Source organism: Paenibacillus xylanexedens (assembly GCF_001908275.1).
GTDB lineage: Bacteria > Bacillota > Bacilli > Paenibacillales > Paenibacillaceae > Paenibacillus > Paenibacillus xylanexedens_A.
Window position 1 is genome coordinate 7,022,045 of sequence record NZ_CP018620.1, and the last position, 22,253, is coordinate 7,044,297.

17 protein-coding genes are annotated in these 22,253 nt (G+C 47.1%); 2 read left to right on the forward strand and 15 right to left on the reverse strand.

The genetic code is table 11. The annotated features are described in order from the left end of the window. Positions 1–9: 9 nt before the first annotated feature. The 3 genes from BS614_RS30640 to BS614_RS30650 are packed head-to-tail and all read right to left on the reverse strand — an operon-like array spanning position 10 to position 2,094. On the reverse strand, positions 10–693 hold the full coding sequence (locus BS614_RS30640) for a hypothetical protein (RefSeq protein ID WP_157116260.1): 684 nt from the start codon (positions 691–693) through the stop codon (positions 10–12). Positions 694–727: 34 nt separating this feature from the next. Then, positions 728–1,456 (reverse strand): polymer-forming cytoskeletal protein, encoded by a 729-nt coding sequence (locus BS614_RS30645; protein ID WP_074096599.1) that lies wholly within the window; start codon positions 1,454–1,456, stop codon positions 728–730. A 14-nt stretch (positions 1,457–1,470) separates the two neighbouring features. Continuing rightward, positions 1,471–2,094 (reverse strand): YhbD family protein, encoded by a 624-nt coding sequence (locus tag BS614_RS30650; RefSeq protein ID WP_074096600.1) that lies wholly within the window; start codon positions 2,092–2,094, stop codon positions 1,471–1,473. Between the two features lie 275 nt (positions 2,095–2,369). Here BS614_RS30650 and BS614_RS30655 point away from each other — a divergent pair, with 275 nt between their 5' ends. Beyond that, positions 2,370–3,158: an alpha/beta hydrolase gene (locus BS614_RS30655; protein ID WP_074096601.1), complete on the forward strand. Its 789-nt coding sequence runs from the start codon at positions 2,370–2,372 to the stop codon at positions 3,156–3,158. A gap of 201 nt (positions 3,159–3,359) precedes the next feature. Here BS614_RS30655 and argH read toward each other — a convergent pair whose 3' ends face one another. The 7 genes from argH to argC all read right to left on the reverse strand — a co-directional run bounded on the left by argH (position 3,360) and on the right by argC (position 12,762). Beyond that, entirely contained in the window at positions 3,360–4,763 is a 1,404-nt protein-coding gene (gene argH, locus BS614_RS30660; RefSeq protein WP_036612430.1) for an argininosuccinate lyase, read from the reverse strand. Between the two features lie 107 nt (positions 4,764–4,870). Continuing rightward, positions 4,871–6,106: an argininosuccinate synthase gene (locus BS614_RS30665; RefSeq protein ID WP_017692004.1), complete on the reverse strand. Its 1,236-nt coding sequence runs from the start codon at positions 6,104–6,106 to the stop codon at positions 4,871–4,873. Between the two features lie 286 nt (positions 6,107–6,392). Next, positions 6,393–7,358, reverse strand: coding sequence for an ornithine carbamoyltransferase (argF, locus tag BS614_RS30675; RefSeq protein WP_047840650.1), 966 nt, complete (start codon positions 7,356–7,358; stop codon positions 6,393–6,395). Positions 7,359–7,558: 200 nt separating this feature from the next. Further along, positions 7,559–8,812 (reverse strand): aspartate aminotransferase family protein, encoded by a 1,254-nt coding sequence (locus BS614_RS30680; RefSeq protein WP_074096602.1) that lies wholly within the window; start codon positions 8,810–8,812, stop codon positions 7,559–7,561. Between the two features lie 369 nt (positions 8,813–9,181). Further along, on the reverse strand, positions 9,182–10,021 hold the full coding sequence (gene argB / locus BS614_RS30685) for an acetylglutamate kinase (RefSeq protein WP_017692001.1): 840 nt from the start codon (positions 10,019–10,021) through the stop codon (positions 9,182–9,184). A gap of 322 nt (positions 10,022–10,343) precedes the next feature. Next, the gene (gene argJ / locus BS614_RS30690) at positions 10,344–11,582 is read right to left on the reverse strand and encodes a bifunctional glutamate N-acetyltransferase/amino-acid acetyltransferase ArgJ (protein WP_074096603.1); all 1,239 of its coding nucleotides are present in this window, start codon (positions 11,580–11,582) and stop codon (positions 10,344–10,346) included. 130 nt (positions 11,583–11,712) lie between these two features. Then, complete coding sequence (gene argC, locus BS614_RS30695; protein ID WP_036667729.1) at positions 11,713–12,762, reverse strand: N-acetyl-gamma-glutamyl-phosphate reductase; 1,050 nt, start codon at positions 12,760–12,762, stop codon at positions 11,713–11,715. A 331-nt stretch (positions 12,763–13,093) separates the two neighbouring features. Between argC and cls the strand changes: the two genes are divergently transcribed. Beyond that, the gene (cls, locus tag BS614_RS30700) at positions 13,094–14,542 is read left to right on the forward strand and encodes a cardiolipin synthase (RefSeq protein WP_074096604.1); all 1,449 of its coding nucleotides are present in this window, start codon (positions 13,094–13,096) and stop codon (positions 14,540–14,542) included. Positions 14,543–14,821: 279 nt separating this feature from the next. Here cls and BS614_RS30705 read toward each other — a convergent pair whose 3' ends face one another. The 5 genes from BS614_RS30705 to BS614_RS30725 all read right to left on the reverse strand — a co-directional run bounded on the left by BS614_RS30705 (position 14,822) and on the right by BS614_RS30725 (position 22,087). Then, entirely contained in the window at positions 14,822–15,730 is a 909-nt protein-coding gene (locus tag BS614_RS30705) for a YitT family protein (RefSeq protein ID WP_074096605.1), read from the reverse strand. A 132-nt stretch (positions 15,731–15,862) separates the two neighbouring features. Further along, positions 15,863–16,976 (reverse strand): peptide chain release factor 2 gene (prfB, locus tag BS614_RS30710; protein WP_101313559.1). Its coding sequence is split into 2 segments (ribosomal slippage): positions 15,863–16,903 and positions 16,905–16,976, totalling 1,113 coding nucleotides; the frame shifts between segments, so codons are not numbered across the junction. Between the two features lie 441 nt (positions 16,977–17,417). Next, complete coding sequence (gene secA / locus BS614_RS30715; protein ID WP_047840658.1) at positions 17,418–19,922, reverse strand: preprotein translocase subunit SecA; 2,505 nt, start codon at positions 19,920–19,922, stop codon at positions 17,418–17,420. Positions 19,923–20,904: 982 nt separating this feature from the next. Beyond that, positions 20,905–21,468 (reverse strand): ribosome hibernation-promoting factor, HPF/YfiA family, encoded by a 564-nt coding sequence (hpf, locus tag BS614_RS30720; RefSeq protein WP_017691993.1) that lies wholly within the window; start codon positions 21,466–21,468, stop codon positions 20,905–20,907. 421 nt (positions 21,469–21,889) lie between these two features. Beyond that, positions 21,890–22,087, reverse strand: a complete 198-nt coding sequence (locus tag BS614_RS30725) for a cold shock domain-containing protein (protein WP_024631599.1) — start codon at positions 22,085–22,087, stop codon at positions 21,890–21,892. Positions 22,088–22,253: the final 166 nt, after the last annotated feature.

The following is a 22,253-nucleotide window of genomic DNA, read 5'->3' on the forward strand; positions in this document are numbered from 1 at the left end:
CTGCGTTAATCAGTCCAAGGACCGATTGCTTTGCAGCAAAACTTCCGATTGCGGATGAATTTGCAGAGATGAACGGTATTCCACTGTACCAATCCGGCAGCCAGGACCGATTTTTATTTTATCGCCACGGACAATCTCGGCCTCCGTATTCTCTAATTCAATGTCATCACCTTCAATAATCTGTGCCTTGAGAATTGATTTATTCCCCGTAAACAAGTCATTCAACCGGCCACTCTTCACCGAGATGATGGAACCGCCCATTTCCTTGACCTCGGATGGACCCATGATTTTGAGCGTCATGTGTTCAGCGCTGAGCATCCCAGCTATCGTCAAACGGCCGTTCAGCTTGATATTTTCCGCCTGACAATCCCCTGACAGATGAAGTTCACCGACCACTTTTATATGCTCAGCTTTGGCATGCAGGCCAGATGCCCGGATTCCATCCTCACCACCGTTGCTGGCCTCTCGCTCTGTCAGAGTCAGGGTTCCGGTAATTTTAATCTCTGTGGATTCAAGCGATCCGTATATGACCGATGTACCCGTACATTTGAATCGATCACAAGATAGATTGTCGTTAAAGGACGCGTCCCTTGCAACCTTGATCTTGCCGTACACGCCACCAGAAGAACTGCCATCACCAACGATGCTGATATCCATTTTTTTGTCCAATGAACGCCCCGGATTGTTATTCATGTCCATCCCATCCCTTTCTCTCCATATCCAAACTTTATATTCGCTGACTGCTGCCCACTTTGGCATCCTGATCTACCTCAAGTTCACCTGAATACTCGACCAGCCTAATGTTACAGCCGCGACCGATAAAAATGTTACTCCCCCGAACAATGTCAGCTTCGGTATCTTCCAGCACAATCTCATCACCCTCAATTAAGGATGTCTTAAATGAAGGGGTCCCGCCCAGACCAATACTTTTCCAAAAGCCATTCTGTTGTTCCTTGCGACGAATATCGATACGCTCTCCGCCAATCTCTTTAGCCGAAGAAGATGTATGCAGCCTGATCTCCACTGTTCCCGCATTCAGTAAACCGCTGATCTTAATACTGCCCCGTACATTCAGGGACTCACATTGGACATCCCCTTCAATATCGATCACACCGCCAATATCAATTCGTTCCCCATCCACTCTTCCACGTACGGTACACTTTCCGTTCACTTCAAGCTCAGTGCTATGGAGATCTCCGTTAATCGTCGTCAAACCATCCACCCGAACACGAGAACTGGTCAGAGGTCCATTCAACGTGCACATGCCGTTAATCGCTGCACTCTCGGAGGTCAAAGCGCCGTGCATCTTCAATGTCCCATTCACTTCCATAGAGGTGCAGTCCAGGTTGCCGTTCACCTTAGCCATGCCATCAATAGATACACGGTGAAAATTCCCGCCTGCCGTTTGACTTATGCCCGCCACATTCAGATCATTCCGCTTATTCCGCTCTTCCATAGATGATCCTCTCCTTATCCCAATTTGAGTTTTAATTCTTCCATAAATGTTCCCATCGGCTGCCTAAGAACCACTTTCACACCATTGTCAAAATAAAACTCCGTTCCTGCTGTTACCAGCATGAATGAAGGAACACCCATCTTACGAATAAGCACGAGTTCGCTGGGTTTGCCTGTAAAACGATAATAATGTTCGGACATCACTTCGATCAGCAACGCACCCTCTTGCCGAGTAATATCTCCGCTCATTAACAGCTTATCAAGGACGTAGAGCATCATAATCTGCTCCAAAGCATACAGCGATTGTTCTCGACCTGCTTCTTTTAACAGATCCAGCGATATTTGTGAAACAATGTTTCGCTCTAACAATTGCTCTGCAGACATCTCCACTTCACCCAACGTAGGTGAGAACACGTCTGCCAGCTCATCCAGCGATAATCCGTCTTTCATATTGAGAATCTTGTCAATGCGCAGTAAAATCTGTTGTTTGGGAAAAAAGGTCTCTTGTCCGGTGTAGGACGACTTCCGAATGAACCATTCTTCCGGAATGAGATTTTTCCGCTTCCAGCGGTATAACTGGCCGTATGAGATTCCTGTCAGGTCCAACAATTCTTTCTTGGAGATCAAATCATCCGTCATATATGGTCCCCCTTTTTATTGAAATGAGCGTAACATAACATTGTTACGTTGTAAACCACATTGAAAAATCGATGATCAGATTACAGATTTCCACTTTAACCACTGGTGTGAAATTCTTTGTTTTCTACTGTAGATCTTGTTATTGCAATGGAAGAGTAATGCGTATAACCTGTTACATATAAACACTTTGGAGGCTCAGGCATCCGATTTTTCATCCCATCGTCTCATGTCAGAACACGTCGTTAACGAACTTATGAAAGGGGTTTCTTATACTCATGGCACTTATTAAATGTGATTTTTACTCGGATACGCTCGGGCTTAGCACCAGCATGCATGTCATTCTGCCGCAACAAACCCACAATCAGATCGGTATGGAGAATGTGACTGGCAAAGGACTGCACCCAACCCTGTACCTGCTGCACGGTCTGTCTGATGATGATTCCATCTGGCTGCGTCGGACTTCCATCGAACGTTATGTGGCCAACCTCGGGATCGCCGTTGTTATGCCACAGGTACACCGCAGCTTCTATACAGATATGGTAGAAGGCGGACGTTACTGGAGCTTTATCAGTGAAGAACTGCCGGCACTTGCTCGTTCTTTCTTCCCGCTGTCAGATCAACGGGAGGACAACTTCGTTGCCGGATTATCCATGGGTGGTTATGGTGCGTTCAAGCTAGCCCTTCGTAAACCAGATCAATATGCTGCAGCTGCAAGTTTGTCCGGAGCACTCGATATGTCTGCACATATGGATAGAAATGCATCCTCGGCATTACAACAGACGGAGTTACAGCGGATTTTCGGACCCGAGGTGGCAGGTACAGAGAACGATCTGATCCATCTGTTAAAAGAAAATCAATCTAGCGAAAGTCCTCGACCTTTGCTCTACCAATGTTGCGGAACGGAAGATTTCCTGTATCAGGATAATCAAACCTTCCGGCATGCCTGTGAACAAACGAACTTCGAATTGACATACGAGGAAGGGCCTGGTGAACATGAGTGGGGCTACTGGGATGCCAAGATTCAGGATGTATTGAAATGGTTGCCTTTACAAAAGCGCGATTAGTGGAGAATTGCAATGGAGCTACCGCGAGTAACTAAACTGGTACTCCGATAGTAGAAAAACCTACCTTCCGTTCGTGGTTGAGTTGAATATATCTAAATCGCTGTAAAACACAAAGAAGCAGGCCGTTGAGAACAAAGTTCTCTGGCCTGCTTCTTTGTTGTACTGTTGTATCTGTAAGGGTACCTTATGGTAGCGGTGGTATTAACCGCGGTTCGTAATCCATTGCTCGGTGATCTCCAGTACCTTCTCACTGCGCCCGATGGCTTCAGCGACTTGACCCGAAGCAGTTCCGCCGTAAACATTACGAGCGTTCACTACCGCTTCCGGTTGCAGCACATCATAGATCCGGTCATCAAACAGTGGTGAGAACTGACGGAATTCATCAATCGTCAGATCCAGCAAGTACTTGCTGTTCTGGATGCAGTACAGTACCGTTTTACCAATCACTTCATGCGCCTGACGGAAAGGCAAGCCTTCTCCCACGAGGAAGTCGGCAATATCCGTAGCGTTGGAGAAATCCTGGTTGACCGCTTGACGCATCCGATCCTTGTTCACTGTCATTGTTGCGATCATTGGAGCAAACAGTTGCAGTGCACCCTCCAGCGTCGCTACCGTGTCAAACATGCCTTCTTTGTCTTCCTGCATGTCTTTGTTGTATGCCAGTGGAAGAGATTTCAGTACTGTCAGCAAGCCGATCAGGTTGCCGTACACACGTCCTGTTTTACCACGAACGAGTTCAGGAACGTCTGGATTTTTCTTCTGAGGCATGATGCTGCTGCCTGTGCAGAATGCGTCGTCCAATTCCACAAAACCAAACTCCGTGCTGCTCCACAGTACCAACTCTTCGCTCAAACGGGACAAGTGAGTCATGATCAGCGAAGCGGCTGCCAGGAACTCAACGATAAAGTCACGGTCGCTTACTGCGTCCAGACTGTTCTCGTACACGCCATCAAAGCCCAGTTGTTCCGCGACAAAATGACGGTCAATCGGGAATGTTGTGCCCGCGAGCGCACCTGCGCCCAGTGGCAGGATGTTAATGCGTTTGTAGCTATCCATCAGACGCTCAGCATCCCGTTGGAACATGGATACATACGCCATCAGGTGATGGGCGAACAGAATCGGCTGTGCCCGTTGAAGATGCGTATAACCCGGTACGATTGTATCGAGGTTATCTTTTGCTTGTCCAATCAGTGCTTCCTGCAAGGAGTGCAGCATGCCCACAAACCCAACCACGCGCTCGCGCAGGTACAAGTGCATATCCGTTGCAACTTGATCGTTCCGGCTACGGCCTGTATGTAATTTACCGCCTACAGGACCAATCGTCTCGATCAGGTTTTTCTCAATATTCATGTGGATGTCTTCGTCCGATACGGAGAATTCCACTTCGCCCGCACGGATTTTGTGCAGAACGGTGATCAATCCTTCTTTGATGGTCTCTACATCTTCCGCTGGCAGAATGCCGCATTTGCCCAGCATCGTTACATGAGCCAGACTTCCTTGAATATCTTCCTCAGCCAAAGCCTTGTCAAAATTGATCGATGCCGTATATTCCTCAACCAAATGATTGGTTTGTTTTGTAAAACGTCCTCCCCACAGCTTGCTCACGGTGAGTACTCCCCTTTCGCTCATGGACAAAGCCGCTCCTGCCAGATGTGCAAGAACGGCCTGCCTTGTCATTTATATTGATATAGCTCTATAGATGCAGGTTGAAATTAGTTTTTGTTTTGCTCCACGCCGGAGTTTACTTTCAAACGCAGTGCATTCAGGCGGATAAAGCCTGTTGCATCACCTTGATCGTAGGCTTGCGTTGGATCAGCTTCCATCGTTGCGATGTCCGGATTGTAGAGGCTGACAGGACTTTTCACGCCTGCGCCGATGATGTTGCCTTTATACAGTTTCACACGAACTGTACCTGTAACGTTCTTCTGGCTTTCAGTCACCAATGCTTGCAGCGCCAGACGTTCCGGTGCGAACCAGAAGCCGTTGTAAACGAGCGTGCTGTAACGTGTGATCAGGCTATCACGCAGGTTCATCACTTCACGGTCCATCGTGATGGATTCCATTTTGCGATGTGCGGTGAACAGGATTGTTCCACCTGGTGTTTCGTATACGCCACGGCTCTTCATACCAACAAAACGGTTCTCAACCATATCTACACGGCCAATACCATGTTTGCCACCCAGCTCGTTCAGTTGCTCCATCACTTGCAGTGGGCTCAGGCGCTCACCGTTCAGTGCAACACAGTCACCTTGTTCGAATTCCAGTTCAACATATTCCGCTTGATCTGGTGCATCTTCAGGTGCACTGCTCAGCAGGAACATGTCTTTGTTCTCGTCCGCGCTTGGATCGAACCAAGGATCTTCGAGCACACCGCTCTCATAGCTAATATGCAGCAAGTTACGGTCTGTGGAGTATGGTTTAGCCGCTGATGCGGTTACCGGAATACCATGTTTTTCAGCGTAAGCGATCATCTCGGCACGTCCCGGGAATTGGTTACGGAATTCTTCCAGACGCCAAGGTGCAATTACGTTAATGTCTGGTGTCAGCGCAGCCGCGTTCAGCTCAAAACGAACTTGGTCATTTCCTTTACCTGTAGCGCCGTGAGCGATGGCTGTAGCACCTTCTGCACGAGCGATATCCACCATGCGTTTAGCGATCAGTGGACGAGCGATACTTGTACCGAGCAGGTATTGTCCTTCATAAAGAGCACCCGCCTGGAACATCGGATAGATGAAATCTTTTGCGAACTCATCGCGCAGATCGTCAATGTATACTTTGGAAGCGCCTGTTGCCAGTGCTTTTTCCTCCAAGCCATCCAGTTCATCCTTTTGTCCAATATCCGCTGTGAACGCGATAATCTCTGCATCATACGTTTCTTTCAACCATTTCAAAATTACAGATGTGTCCAACCCGCCTGAATACGCGAGTACAATTTTTTCCTTAGCCATGTTCAATGGTCCTCCCCAAGATCAGTTAAGTTAAACAGAGCCTTCATACACTGAATCCTACGAGCCAGAAAACCCTTCCGATCACTGTTATCCCCAGATTTTTTCATCCCTTTATGATAAAGGGTAAAATCCGGGGATAAAGGCGACCGCTTCGCTTCTTCAGGCTTTTTCTGTCTCTTCGTTTTTGTGTATGCTTCTTGTTTAATTAACTTTTTAAAGTACATTATAGATGAATCTATCATCGCGAAATCTGCGCCTAAAATCAACCCATAAAGGCAAATAGCATCTATTCGCTCATTAATGCAGCCATTAATGCTTTCTGTGCATGCAAGCGATTCTCCGCCTGATCAAAGATCAGAGAGTTCGGTCCGTCAATTACACCGGCACTCACTTCTTCGCCGCGGTGTGCTGGCAGACAGTGCAAGAACATGTAGTCCGGCTTCGCGCCTTTCATCAGTTCCTCGTCCACTTGATATGCCGCAAATGCCTGCTCACGAATCTTCTGCTCTTCTTCAAAGCCCATGCTAGCCCATACATCCGTGTACACGATATCTGCATCTTTGGCTGCTTCCTGTGCACTGTACGTTACAGTCACTTCAGAACCGCTCTCCTGTGCGATAATGCGTGCCTGCTCCACAACTGCACTATCCGGCTCATAGCCTTCTGGCGTTGCTACAGCAACATGCATACCCATCTTCGCTGCACCGAGCATCAGGGAATGCGCCATGTTGTTGCCATCTCCGATGTAAGCCATTTTCAGACCTGCCAGCTTGCCTTTGTGCTCCAGCACCGTTTGGAAGTCTGCCAGTACCTGACAAGGATGCGCTGCATCGCTCAGGCCGTTAATGACCGGAACATCCGCATGCTCTGCCAGTTCAGTTACATTATGGTGTCCAAAGGTACGAATCATGATGCCGTCCAGGTAACGCGACAATACTTTGGCTGTATCATGTGTTGTTTCCCCGCGACCCAGCTGAATATCATTTTTGCTCAGGAAGAGCGCGTGTCCGCCCAATTGGAACATACCCACTTCAAAGGATACACGCGTACGTGTGGATGATTTTTCAAAAATAAGTCCGATCGTTTTGCCTTTCAACGGTTGAAAAGGTACACCGCTTTTTTGTTTGCCTTTAATCTCAATTGCGAGATCAAGCAGATAACGAATCTCCTCTGCCGTGTAGTCCGTGAACTCGATAAAATCCCGGCCTCTCAAATCAATCTTCTGAATCTTTTCCGTTTGTTGTGCTGTCATGTATAATGTCCTCCTTATTTCCGGTTCCCTGCACCCGCATGGGCAGAAGAGATAGCAACGTTGACACTTTGGCTTCGTGCTTCTCAAATTTATTCATTTCCACCTTCCGCAAGTTCACCGCGCGGCTACAGGGATTCATCATCTCATTCTGCTTCGAGGCCTGTAATGGCCCCGAGACAGAAAGGTTCTCTATTTTTATATTAGGCTTTCGCCGCTACGTGCTCTTCGATCAATGTGCCTACCAGCGATACCGCCTCGTCGATCTCTTCTTTGCTCACATACAGGTTCGGAAGCAAACGAATCACATTGGGTCCTGCAGAGACAAACAAGATACCGCGTTTTTGCCCAGCAAGCACAATATCACCTACTGGCTCAGCACATTCAATACCGACTAACAATCCCAAGCCACGTACTTCCTTCACAAAGGAGTTACCCGCCAAACGATTCCGCAGGGAGCTCATCAGGTATTCACCCATCTCCGCTGCACGCTCTGGCAAACGATCTTCCAGCATCGTTTCAATTGTCGCAATTACAACGGATGAAGCAAGTGGTGTTCCACCAAATGTCGTCGCATGGCTACCTGGCGTGAATGCATCTCGCAGGAACCCTTTACCCAGCATCGCGCCTACAGGGAAACCACTGCCGATTCCTTTGGCAACGGTGAACACGTCTGGCTCAATGCCATAATGTTCGTGCGCAAACAATTTACCTGTACGTCCCATTCCTGTTTGTACTTCATCGACAATCAACAGCAACCCGTGCTCGTCACACAATTTCCGTACATGTTTGACGAATTCCGGTTCAACCGGATATACACCACCCTCGGCCTGAACCATTTCCAGCATAATAGCTGCTGTGTTGGGTCCAATTGCCGCTTCAAGTGCAGGGATATCATGCAAAGGTACGGTTACAAATCCGGCTGGCAATGGCAAAAATCCTTCTTTCACCTTATCCTGTCCGGTTGCTGTCAGTGTAGCGAGTGTCCGTCCATGGAAAGACTGGGCAAATGTGATTACTTCATAGCGATCTGTACCTTTCACCTTTTGGTGATAACGACGTGCAACTTTGATAGCTGCTTCATTCGCTTCGGCACCACTGTTGCAGAAGAACACTGCATCAGCGCACGTATTAGCTGTCAGCAATGCTGCTGCCTTCTCCTGGCCCGGAATCTGGAACAGGTTGGACACATGCCACAGCTCATCAATCTGAGCTTTCAGCTTGGCTCCAACTTTCTCCGGTGCATGGCCCAGGCTAGTTACAGCGAGTCCGCACATGAAATCGAGATAGCGGTTCCCCTGATCGTCCCATAACCAGCTGCCTTTACCTTTGACCAGACTGATTGGATAACGTGCATACGTTTGGAAAAGCGAGCTTTCCGTCTGTGCCGCTGCACCTGTTGCTGTTGCGCCCGCTACCGCTGTGCCAGAACCTGGCTGTTCGTTGCCTTTTTCCATGACCATATCACTCCTTATTGGTTGGTGCAACGGCAATTATATAAGAGCTCTTATTTACACTAGATCACTCCGATTGCGGAACCATCTTCCGAACGTATGCATACTCCACTTCGATGACAGAACAACCTTCCGATCGCTGTTATCCCTGGATTTTTTTTATTCCCCTTCAATGGGGAAAATCCTGTGATAAAGGCGCACGCTCCGCTTCTTCAGGTTATTTCTGTCCTCTCCGTTATGCATTTTTATTCTTCAGATTGGTTCTGCACCCTACGTTATTGTGAGTGTAATATTAGATTTCTTATATAAAAAAGCCGTGCAGATATTTTTTTATTTAAATAAGACTATTAAGACCCTAGCGTATCGAGCAAATTATTGCATACGGATGATTCTTGTTCCGATGATTTCTCCGCCTAGCACTCGGCTCAGGATTTGGGGTTCGCTGCCGTCTACGATGACGACCTCACGTACTTGGCCATGAATACATGCGATAGCTGCACGCACTTTGGGAATCATGCCGCCATAGATTTCTCCGGTCTGGATCATGTCCTCAATCTCTTGTACAGATACGGATGGCAGTACTTTTTTCTCGCCGCCTACGTTCTTCATGATGCCAGGAACGTCTGTCACGACAATCATCCGGCTTACGCCGAGATGAGATGCCACTGCACCCGCAGCTGTATCTGCGTTAATGTTGTAGCGTTGTCCTGTTGCATCTACGCCAACTGGTGCGATAACCGGCATGTAACCCATGTTCACGATACCTTGAATAATCTCTGCGTTCACACCAGTGACATCGCCTACCCAACCGATCTCTGCGTGGTTTGTAACAGGTTTAGCCTGAATCAGACCACCGTCCACACCAGACAAGCCTAGTGCACGGCCGCCCACACGTTGAATCAGACGCACGATCTGCTTGTTGATACTTCCAGCGAGCACCATCTCCACTACGTCCAGCACAGGTTCAGTCGTTTTGCGCAGGCCATTAACGAATTCGGTTTCGATACCAAGCTTCGCCAGGTTATCTGAGATCGCAGGACCTCCGCCATGCACGATTACTGGCTGCGTGCCCTGAGACTGCAAATCACGCAGATCCGCAAAGAAAGACTCGGGCAATGCTGCCAGCGTGCTGCCTCCACATTTCATGACAAACATCTGTTTCTCTGTGCTCGCTTCCGTTGCGGTACTCTCGTTTGGCATTGTTGAATTCATGAGGGCAAGCTCCTTTCGTTCAAATATTCTAAAAGGCTTAACACTTAATTGATGCGATATTCGGTGGCAGACCGTTCCGAATCCGGATCGTTCTTTTGATCGCTGTTGTCTCCAGGTTTTTTTGATTCCCTTATTTAAAGGGAAAACCCGGAGACAAAGGCGAACGCTTCGCTTCTACAGAATCGATTCCGTCTTCTCCACTGCCTTCGCCAGTTATCTCAAAGACCAAATAAAGTTCAATCCTTATAGATTTTCTATATATTTACGAAACAGCTTCTCATAGGGAAGCTGTTAGCTTCAATAGAATAAATGCTTATTCTTATTACGTGCGGTATGCGGCGTTAATTCGGACGTAGTCATACGTCAGGTCACAGCCCCAGGCTATTGCAGTTCCTTCGCCGTGGTGCAGATCCACCACAATGCGAACTGTATCCGTCTGCAAATAGGCCAATGCCGCTTCTTCGTCAAACACGACTGGGCGTGACTGCGCGAGTACCGAGATCTCTCCCAGACGGATATCCACGGTATCCGGGTTCACCGGTTGTCCTGCACGCCCTACGGCTGCAATAATCCGTCCCCAGTTGGCGTCAGCGCCAAACATCGCGGATTTCACCAGACTGGAACCGATGACAGTTTTCGCGATTGCTTGCGCGGACTCATCACTTACCGCACCTGTAACTTCTACCTCAACCAGTTTGGTTGCTCCTTCGCCATCGCGAGCAATGGCTTTGGCCAATACTTGGCATACATAGGTGAAGCCAGCTGCAAAAGCGTCCCAGTCCGGATGCTCTGTGGTCAGCTCTTCATTGCCTGCATATCCACTGGACATGGCTACCAGCATGTCGTTTGTACTTGTATCCCCATCGACTGTAATCATGTTGAATGTATGATTCGTTGCCTGGCGCAGCAGGCGCTGCAACGCTTCTGCACCAATGACCGCGTCAGAGGTCATGAAAGCGAGCATTGTCGCCATATTCGGATGAATCATACCCGAGCCTTTGGCGGCTCCCGCAATCGTAACCGTCTTACCGTTAACCATAACGGAGACGCAGGCTTCCTTTTTCACCAAATCCGTTGTCAGAATCGCTTGTGAAAATTGCTCCGCCTCATTCGACTCCTTGCCCATATGCGCTGGAAGACCAGTAATACCTGAATGTACAGCATCCATTTTGAGCAATTCACCAATGACACCTGTGGATGCCACAGCCACGTCTTCTTCTGCCACACCCAACTCACGCGCGGCGGCCGAACGCATCGCATAAGCATCTTCTTCCCCTTGTTGCCCTGTACATGCGTTAGCATTACCACTGTTAACGATAACAGCCTGAAGGCGTCCGTTGCTCAAGCTTTCGCGCGTTACTTTGAGTGGTGCTGCCTGAAACACGTTTGTTGTGTATACAGCAGCAGCTGTAGCTGGTACATCACATCGGATCGCTCCGATGTCATTGCGTGATGTCTTTTTCAATCCGCAGTGAAGTCCACCAGCAGTGAATCCCCCAGGGGTTACAATTGTTCCGTTCTCAACCACGGTAAAAGTTTGTTGCTCCACATTCGTTCCCATATCATATCCCCCGTATGCGTTCAGCTATATGCTGATGATCGCCTGCTTAACCTGATCCGTTCTCCCTAAGTTGACTCCGAGAAAGCACTTTACACCGAATGTTCCAGTGCTCCTCGTAAATTCCAATCCCTTATGGATATACCGGTGTCATGTTCAGCCCGAGGTTCTCCTCCCATCCCATCATCAGGTTCATATTTTGAATCGCTTGCCCGGAAGCACCCTTCACCAGGTTGTCGATGACCGAAATAATCGTTAAACGCCCTGTGCGAGAATCCACCGCAAATCCGATATCACAATAGTTGGATCCGTACACTTCTTTGGTAGAAGGCCAGATGCCCGGTTCACGTACACGTACGAAAGGTCGGTTCTCATAATATTTGCGGTACAAATCCACGATCTCCCGGTCGCTGTGTTCCCCAACGAGGTTTGCATACATCGTACTCATAATTCCACGTGTCATTGGCACCAGATGTGTTGTAAAGGTAACCGTTACAGGCGTTCCCGTTATACTGCCAAGCACTTGTTCGATCTCGGGAATATGTTGATGTTTATTCAGTTTGTAGGCTTTGAGATTCTCATTCATCTCTGCATAATGATTTGTCAGACTTGTTCCACGTCCCGCTCCGGATACGCCTGATTTGGCATCAATTATAATAGTAGAAGGATCAATCCAGCCTGCCTCTACAGCAGGGATCAGTCCAAGAAGTGTAGCCGTTGGATAACAACCTGGGTTGGATATAAAATTCTGTCCCTTCACTTCTTCGCCATACACCTCAGCCATGCCGTATACCGCTTGTTCCAGCAAATCAGCTGAAGGCGCCGGATGTTTGTACCACTCTTCGTACACTGTTCCATCCTTGAGTCTGAAATCGCCAGACAGATCAATGACCTTAAGGCCTGCTGCCAGAAGGCTTGGTACGAGCTTTGCACTTACGCCGGACGGGGTCGCTGTGAATACCAGATCCGCACGACTCGCAATTTCAGCCGGATCTACACCGTCGAGTGGCCTGTGAATCACGTCCGTCAAATGCGGAAATCCATCTGCGATGGACTCACCACTGCTCGATGATGAGATCACCGATGTGATTTCAACCTGCGGATGGTTCTGGAAAAAACGAATCAGCTCCACCCCGCCGTAGCCGGTGGAACCGACGATTGCTACTTTTAATTTGTTATTCACTCTCGCTCCCCCAATCTCGATGTATGCGCTACTTGTGCTATGTCCTTGCCTGAAGGATACTTGAACACAGCAATTCCGTCGCTTATATGCATATTTGTGTATTATTATACGACTCTGGTTATATAAATACAACACTCTATCATCAATTTCACATGGATTTCCATCCAATCCGAACATATCTTTTTTTAACATCCGGGACGAACAGGTATACATCTGTTAAAATACGTATTAGTAGGAAACATTACAATCAGGGTCTCATTCATAACTAACCTGCTAATCAAGGACATATGAATAGATTCATGATGGTCATTATGAGACGTGGGGGACTATAGTGCATATCGAAGCCATTTTACTTATTGTGCTCCTGGGCCTGAATATTATTTTTGCAGCAGCAGTCGTTTTCTTCGAACGGAAGGATGCCAGCGCTTCCTGGGCTTGGCTGCTTGTCTTGAACTTTATTCCGGTGTTTGGGTTTGTACTTTATCTTTTAACCGGTCAGAACCTGACCCGATATCGGCTTTTCCAGTGGAAAGAACGTAAGAAACTCGGGCTAGAGGAACGTATTGAAGCCCAGCTCACGCAGTTGCACGATAACCGCACCCCTTTCCGAAACCAAGCAACCGAGACTAGCCAGGACATGATCTATATGAACCTGAAGCAGAACGGTGCTCTGGTGACGGAAGATAATGCGGTCGAGATCATTACGGATGGAACAGATAAATTCCAGCGGCTCTTGGATGACATCGAAGCGGCTCAGGATCACGTGCACGTACAATACTACATTTATAGAGGCGACCGTCTGGGCAAAAGAATTCGAGATGCACTCATCCGCAAAGCGCGGGAAGGCATCAAAGTTCGTTTGCTGTATGACGCGCTCGGATCACGGCGGGTATCAAAACGCTTTTTCAAAGAATTGCGCGAAGCAGGCGGTTTGGTTGAAGTCTTTTTCCCCTCCAAATTCAGTCTGATCAACTTACGTATGAACTACCGGAACCACCGGAAGATTGTCATCATCGATGGTAACTTGGGGTACACGGGCGGATTTAACGTTGGAGATGAGTATCTTGGCTTGAACTCGAAATTCGGTTACTGGCGTGACACACATCTGCGTATTCAGGGGAATGCCGTTCATGCGCTGCAGACCCGTTTCCTCTTGGATTGGAATGAAGCGTCCAAGCAACACGATACACCTTATGTTCCGGCGCATTTCCCTCATATTGAGGGTACAGGAAAGATTGCCATGCAGATTGTCTCCAGTGGACCGGATGCAGAGACCGAGCATATCAAGAACAGTTACCTTAAGATGATTAACGGGGCCAAACAATCGATTCTGATTCAAACGCCTTATTTTATCCCGGATGCCAGTGTATTCGAAGCTATTCGTCTCGCGTGTCTGTCCGGCATAGATGTTCGCATTATGATTCCAAATAAACCCGACCACGCCTTTGTATATTGGGCTACGTTATCTTATATTGGTGAGTTGCTAAAAGTGGGCGCCAAAGTATTTATATATGATAATGGCTTCATTCATGCCAAAACACTTATCATTGACAGTTTGGTTGCATCCGTGGGAACCGCCAATATTGACTACCGCAGTTTCCGGTTGAACTTTGAGGTTAATGCCTTTATGTATGATGAAACGATTGCGACAGCACTTGTACAAACCTTTGAGCACGACCTGCATGTATCGCGAGAAATGACGCTCGATGAATACCAAAAACGTAGTCTCATTATCCGCTTCAAAGAAGCCATTTCCCGTCTGCTATCTCCGATTTTGTAGTGGTGGCACTCCGATGACAGAACATCCTTCCGATCGCTGTTATCCCCAGATTTTTTTGATTCTCTATTCTAAAGGGGAAAATCCGGGGATAAAGGCGAACGTTCCACTTCTTCAGGATATTTCTGTCCTCTCCGTTATGTGAAATGTTAAGTTGAACTTTTAATAATAGAAAAGCAGGTACTCCCTCTCCGTTATCTCAGAGGAGGGCGTACCTGCTTTTTTTCTTAAATTTTCAAACTTATGAGCCTACACGGCTCACTCGCCGTATTTTAAACTCGTTCACACATGTTCTCCCCGCTTAAAACCTTCGCCGAGCACTTCGTGCGCGTTACTGATAATGACAAATGCTCCCGGGTCCACAGACCGGATCAATGCCTTGAGTCTTGGCACTTCATTTTGTCCAACCACTACCATCAGTACGGTTCGTTGGTCGTCGGTGTAACCGCCTTTTGCCTCCAGCTTTGTTAATCCGCGATCCAGGTCATCCAGAATCACTTTGCTAATCGCTTCGGTCTGGTTGGAGATAATATAAGCCACCTTGGAAAAGCCTAGGCCCATCTCAACAGCATCGATCACTTTACCAGTAACATACAACCCAATCAGCGCATAGAGGGACTGCTCCAACGACAATACAAAAGCAGCCATAATAATAACCGTAGCATCCATGATGACTACACACAGCGAGTAACTCAATCCACTGTATTTCTGCACAATCCTGGCGAGAATGCTCATGCCCCCTGTTGATCCTCTACCTCGGTATACAATTCCGATACCGAGACCAACGCCAATTCCTCCATATAGTGAACCAAGTAGCGGATTGGTTGTTGGAATGGCCCAATCCTTCGTGAGATAGACTAACAGTGGCAGAACAATGCTGCCCAATACAGAGCGCACACCATACTGCTTCCCAATGAGCAGGAAACCCGCGATCAGGAGTGGAATGTTAATCGCCCACTGGGTGTATGCCGGCTCCAGATTGAGCCACTCCTTGCCCAGGATGGATAACCCGGACACCCCACCTGAAGCGATCTGATTCGGTAATAAAAATAAATTAAAGGCCACTGCGATTAAAAACGAGCCTACAATGATAGATACCGTATCCACGACGTTTCTCCATGGACCATTGAGTGGAATGAGGCTAGTTATCCTCTTTTTGCGGTTATTATGAAATTGTGATCGTTGTTGCATGTTCTCGTGCTCTCCTTTTATGTGACTGATCAGTTGTTCGCTCATTTTTTCTATCCTATAAAATTATTCAAAAAAAAGCTCCCGTATACACCAGCATACGCCTACACGTATGGGTCCATACAGGAACTTATATTAATCGGTTTCTACTTTAATCTGGCTACGCAAATAACCATCGATGAATGCATCGAGGTCGCCGTCCATTACTGCCCCTGTATTTCCAGTCTCTACGCTTGTACGGTGATCCTTTACCATACTATAGGGATGGAACACATAGGAGCGAATCTGGCTACCCCATGAAATATCCGACTGATCTCCTCGGATTTCATCCAGCTGTTGTTTTTGCTCTTCAATTTTACGCTCATACAATTTCGAACGAAGCATCTTCATCGCCCGCTCACGGTTCTTGATCTGTGAACGTTCATTCTGACACGTTACAACTACACCTGTCGGAAGGTGGGTAATCCGCACGGCTGAGTCGGTGGTATTGATATGCTGTCCACCCGCGCCACTCGCACGGTAGGTATCAATCTTGAGATCCTCTGTGCGGATGTCCAATTCAATCGTGTCATCAATCTCCGGTACCACATCACAGGATACGAAGGACGTATGTCTACGGCCCGATGAGTCAAAAGGAGAGATCCGCACCAGTCGGTGTACACCCTTCTCGGCTTTCAGATAACCATAAGCATTGTGCCCCTTGATCGATAGCGTGACGCTCTTGATCCCCGCCTCATCTCCTGGCAGATAATCCAGCACCTCAACCTTGAAGCCACGCTTCTCGGACCAACGTGTGTACATCCGGAGTAACATCTGTCCCCAGTCCTGTGACTCGGTACCACCTGCCCCCGGATGAAGCTCTAGAATGGCATCCATCTTATCATACGGCTGGTTCAGGAGCAGCTGAAGTTCGAACTCTGCCACCTTGCTCACGATCGCTGTGACGCTTCTACCGATCTCTGCAGCGAGGTCTTCGTCGCCTTCCTCGTCAGCCAGTTCTACCATCATCACCGCATCATCATAATCCTGTTGGAGTTTGGTGTATTGATCCACAGATCCCTTCACCGCGTTTAGCTCAGCGATTACGGATTGCGCCTTGTCACTATCATCCCAGAAATCCGGGGCAGACATCTTCACTTCGAAGTTGCCGATCATCTCTTGCTTCAGATCTAAGTCAAAGAGACCCCCTAAGGTTTGTTAGTTTCTTGCCTATTTCACGCAGGTCATGCTTCACGTTTGGATCGATCATGTGCAATTCCTCTTTTCATTAAGATAAGCTCCCCGCATCCAGGGCATTCCTCCAGATCAAGTATCCGATGCGTTACCCTGGTGTTGAGACTACTGTTGTATCAGTATATCTCTTCCCCGTGATCATGGTCATATTATTATAACTATGCACCATTAATCGGTTTTGCATCCTTCACTTCATCCTATGGAATACCCGGCTGCAAGGAGCCATTCATGTCATGCTATTTAAGTTGAGCCAGCATTCTTTACACCATATCACTCCGATTGCAGTAGCATCTTCCGATCGCTCTTATCCCCAGATTTTCTTAATTCCCTTACAAAAGGGGGAAATCCGGGGATAAAGGCGAACGCTCCGCTTCTTCAGATTGCTTCTGCACTCTCCGTTATGGTGTAAAATCAAGGTTCAACTTATTACACTAAAGTGTATATAAAAACCATTGTACTACTCTTGACCGTGGCAGTGTTTGAACTTCTTACCACTACCGCATGGGCATGGATCGTTACGTCCGATTTGGTCAGAAACCTTCACTGGACGTTTCTCAGCAGGTTCACCGCTTGTCGAGATCTGACTTTCCTCAACAACCGCTTGACGCTCCTGATTGCTTTCGATCTGTGCTCTCATCACATAAGTCGCTACTTCTTCTTGGATCGAAGCAATCATCTGATGGAACATCTCGAAGCCTTCGAACTGGTACTCACGCAGTGGATCTGTACCGCCGTAGGCACGAAGGTGGATACCTTGACGCAATTGATCCATTGCATCAATATGATCCATCCACTTGCTGTCTACTGCACGGAGCACAACGACTTTCTCGAACTCACGAACCATCTCTTCGCCAATTCGCTCTTCACGTGCATTGTACTTGTTCTGAACTTTCGTGAACAGGAACTCGATAATCTCTTCTGCTTCCTTACCCCACAGATCATCTTTAGTTATGGAACCATCGTCCAGCAATTTGCTGTTCATGTAATCAGCAACTTCCTGAAGCTCCCAGTTTTCCGGGATATCGTCACTACAATGTGCTTCAACGATACGTTCAATGGAAGGTTTGATCATATCCATAACGATCTGTTTGATATTTTCGGACTCCAGTACCTCGCGGCGCTGTTTATATATAATTTCACGTTGTTGGTTCATTACATCATCATATTGGAGAACGACTTTACGCACGTCAAAGTTGTTACCTTCAACACGCTTCTGCGCTGATTCTACTGCACGGGTAATCATCCGGCTCTCGATCGGTTGGTCTTCTTCAAAACCAAGGCGCTCCATCATGTTCAATACATTATCTGCACCGAAACGTCTCATCAATTCATCACCCAGTGACAGGTAGAATTGTGTTGAACCCGGGTCACCTTGACGTCCCGCACGACCACGTAGCTGATTATCAATCCGGCGTGATTCGTGACGCTCTGTACCGATGATATGAAGGCCGCCTACTTCAGCTACACCATCACCCAAGATAATATCTGTACCCCGTCCTGCCATATTGGTTGCAATCGTTACTGCACCCGCTTGACCAGCTCCTGAGATGATCTCTGCTTCTTCCGCGTGGTACTTGGCGTTCAGTACCTGGTGTTTGACACCACGGCGCTTAAGCATGTCAGACAGGCGTTCAGAGTTCTCAATGGACACTGTACCTACCAGAATCGGTTGATTCTTACTGTGGCGTGCCACGATCTCTTCTACAACGGCATTAAACTTGCCATCGATGCTCTTGTACACGACATCTGCCATGTCATCCCGTTTGTTCGGACGGTTGGTTGGAATTTGCAGTACTTCGAGACCGTAGATTTTTTTAAACTCTTCTTCCTCGGTTTTCGCTGTACCCGTCATACCCGCAAGTTTACGGTACATCCGGAAATAGTTCTGGAAGGTAATCGTAGCAAGCGTCATGCTCTCGTTTTGTACTTCAATGCCTTCTTTGGCTTCAATCGCCTGGTGCAATCCATCACTATAACGACGACCGGACATCAGACGACCTGTAAATTCATCCACGATCATAACTTCTTCATCACTCACCACATAATCCACGTCGCGACGCATGATTGCATTTGCTTTCAAGCCCTGTACAATGTGATGGTTGAGAGTTACATTGGCATGATCATACAAGTTCTCGATACCAAATGCTTTCTCTGCTTTTGCCACGCCCGCCTCAGTCAACGCTACGGATTTCACCTTAATGTCTACCGTAAAGTCTTCTTCCGGCACCAAACGTTTCACAAAACGATCTGCTGCATAGTACATATCCGTCGACTTCTGAGCTTGTCCAGAGATAATGAGTGGAGTACGCGCCTCATCGACCAAGATGGAGTCTACTTCATCAATGATACAGAAGAACAATGGACGTTGTACCATTTGCTCTTTGTAAAGCACCATGTTGTCACGCAGATAGTCAAAACCAAACTCATTGTTCGTTCCGTACGTAATATCACATGCATATGCATGTTGTTTCAACGCATGGTCCATACCGCTGAGGTTAACCCCTACCGACATGCCCATGAACTCATAGATTTGTCCCATTTCCTGGCTATCCCGTTGTGCCAAGTAGTCATTGACCGTGACCACGTGAACACCTTTGGACATCAACGCGTTCAGATATACCGGAAGTGTTCCTACCAGCGTTTTACCTTCACCCGTTTTCATCTCGGAAATACGGCCTTCATGCAGAGCGATACCGCCCAGCATCTGTACATCGTAGTGGCGTTTGCCCAGTACACGGCGTGAAGCCTCACGTACGGTTGCAAATGCCTCTGGAAGAAGCTCATCTGTTGTTTCTCCCTTTTCAATACGAGCACGGTATTCGTCCGTTTTACCTTTCAGTTGTTCATCAGACAACGCCTGAAATTGTGGTTCCAGTTTATTGATCACATCGACCGTCTTCATCAGACGTTTAACATCACGTTCATTCATGTCGCCGAAGATCTTTTTGACAAGTCCTAGCATGGTATACCCCTTTCGTGCAAAACAGAATAGACCCCCTGTTGCCGCCACGCGACACCATCGGATGGATTTTGCATCCACTTGCCCGGGGGTGACAAACAATATGATTTGAGCTTAATGATGGTTACACTTCGTCAACTCAGTTGCCAGAATGTCCTTTCGATCGCTGTTATCCCCTGATTTCTTTTAAACTCTCTTCTCAGAGGGGGAAATCCGGGGATAAAGGCGAACGCTTCGCTTCTACAGATCATTTCCGCCCTCTTCGTCATCCGTGTAAAAATCAAATTCAAATCATATGCTAATAAGTAATATGATGAATCAACTCCAGGCTTGCCAAGGGTTCCTCATGAAGCTGATTCGGTATTCAAACGGATTCGGTTATTAAAAATCTAGCCGAAGCCCGAGCCTTGCGAATCATGTTCATGGTGCTGTGCCTGTCATTGATTGTGATTAGCGATCATTCGTTGACAATTCCTCATCAGGACAATGATTCTCTTTGCATAAATTGTAACAGTTTGTAAGAGCCGCCGCAACACGCCACGGCACACTTCTTTGAACTTATGAGACATATCAAATGGAGTTTAAGTGCAAAAAATCATAGTCGTTAGCGGAAGCGTTCGATTATCATGTTTCGTTTTGCAGGATAGACAGCCCTGTCAACGAATTTTGATGGTAAATTTGGATGAAAATCTCATATCCAGTTCTCGAATATAGTCGTACGAATATTTTCGTAAACATCCGAATCTGGTGATAAACTTGTACCAATTATGATTATTCTTACTATCTATTAGACGCAGCAGCATAGGGAATAGTTTCACCATTTTATTTCCAAAGGTGATTTCCCAGCTCCTCTACGCACAAAAGAGCCCCATCCCCTAAAGGATGGAAGCTCTTGTTAAGTCTAATCCAGGAAACTGCAGTCCCTGTCTTCATTATTATAAGATATTCATACGCATGTCCGTTCCGGTGATCCTGTACGTTAAGATTAACCTTGTTCGATCAATCCGTACTTACCATCGTTCCGTTTGTAAACTACGCTAACTTCTTCACTGTCAATGTTGGAGAATACGAAGAAATTGTGACCAACCATGTTCATTTGGAGGATGGCCTCTTCCACGTCCATTGGTTTCAACATAAAGCGTTTCGTACGTACGACTTCAAAATCATCGTCATCCGTGTCCGCATCCAGTTCAGCTGTAGCTACAGTACCTGTTGGATCTTCAACGAAGAGTGTTTTCAGGCTGCCTTCCTGGCGGAACTTACGGTTAATTTTTGTTTTGTGTTTGCGGATCTGACGTTCCAGCTTGTCCACCACGGAGTCAATGGATGCGTACATATCGTCGCTCTCATCCTCGGCGCGGAGCACAATGCCTTTCAAAGGGATCGTCACCTCTACCGTATGCAAACCTCTCGTCGTGCTCAATGTAACAGCACCGTCAGAGTTAAGGGGTGCATCGAAATACTTCTCGAGTCTACTCAACTTTTTGTCGACATAATCCTTCAAAGCATCAGTAACCTCGATTTGTTGACCTCGAATACTTAAATTCATAGGGCACTCCTCCTTTTTCCTTTGCCACTTCATTATAACACGAATGTAAGCGCCATGTAAAAACTCCAGGTGACCGAATAATGACATCTGTTCAAGCCACATCTGCCAACGTAGGCATAACGCCATATTTCGCGATATTTCATCATATTCATCCATAATCGAATATTTACTTGGTATGAATTATTAGGCGCTTGATGATGTAATTAACCTTTTTTTAGCTTACTCAATCTAATATGTAAAATGAACTTCAATCTATCTCTTGAATCAATTAAATTCACTAGAATAATGTGTCTAAGACGATCCTCAAATCTCGAATCTATTGAAACAAAAAAAGACCCCGGAAAGTACCGGAGTCTGATGCTAGCGATAATTCAATTTGGTAACCATCTAACCATATATGTAGGTCGGATTGTCCGGATGATTATAATTTGATTACGTTAGCTGCTTGCGGTCCACGCGCGCCTTCGACGATGTCGAATTCTACGGATTGACCTTCTTCCAAAGTTTTGAATCCTTCGGATTGAATTGCGGAGAAATGTACGAATACGTCGCCGCCGTCTTCAGTCTCAATGAAACCGTAACCTTTTTCTGCGTTGAACCATTTTACTTTACCTTGCATGCACTAACATTCCCTTCGTCATCAAATGAAGTGAAGCTTTCGGCCTTAACCTCTGCCCACAATTCAGATAATACCATCCAAAGTTATCCATTGTCAATTGGAAAAGTAAATGTTTTCTTGGAATTTTTTGTAGATTAATTGGGGATTGTGTTGAAAGGTAGGATAA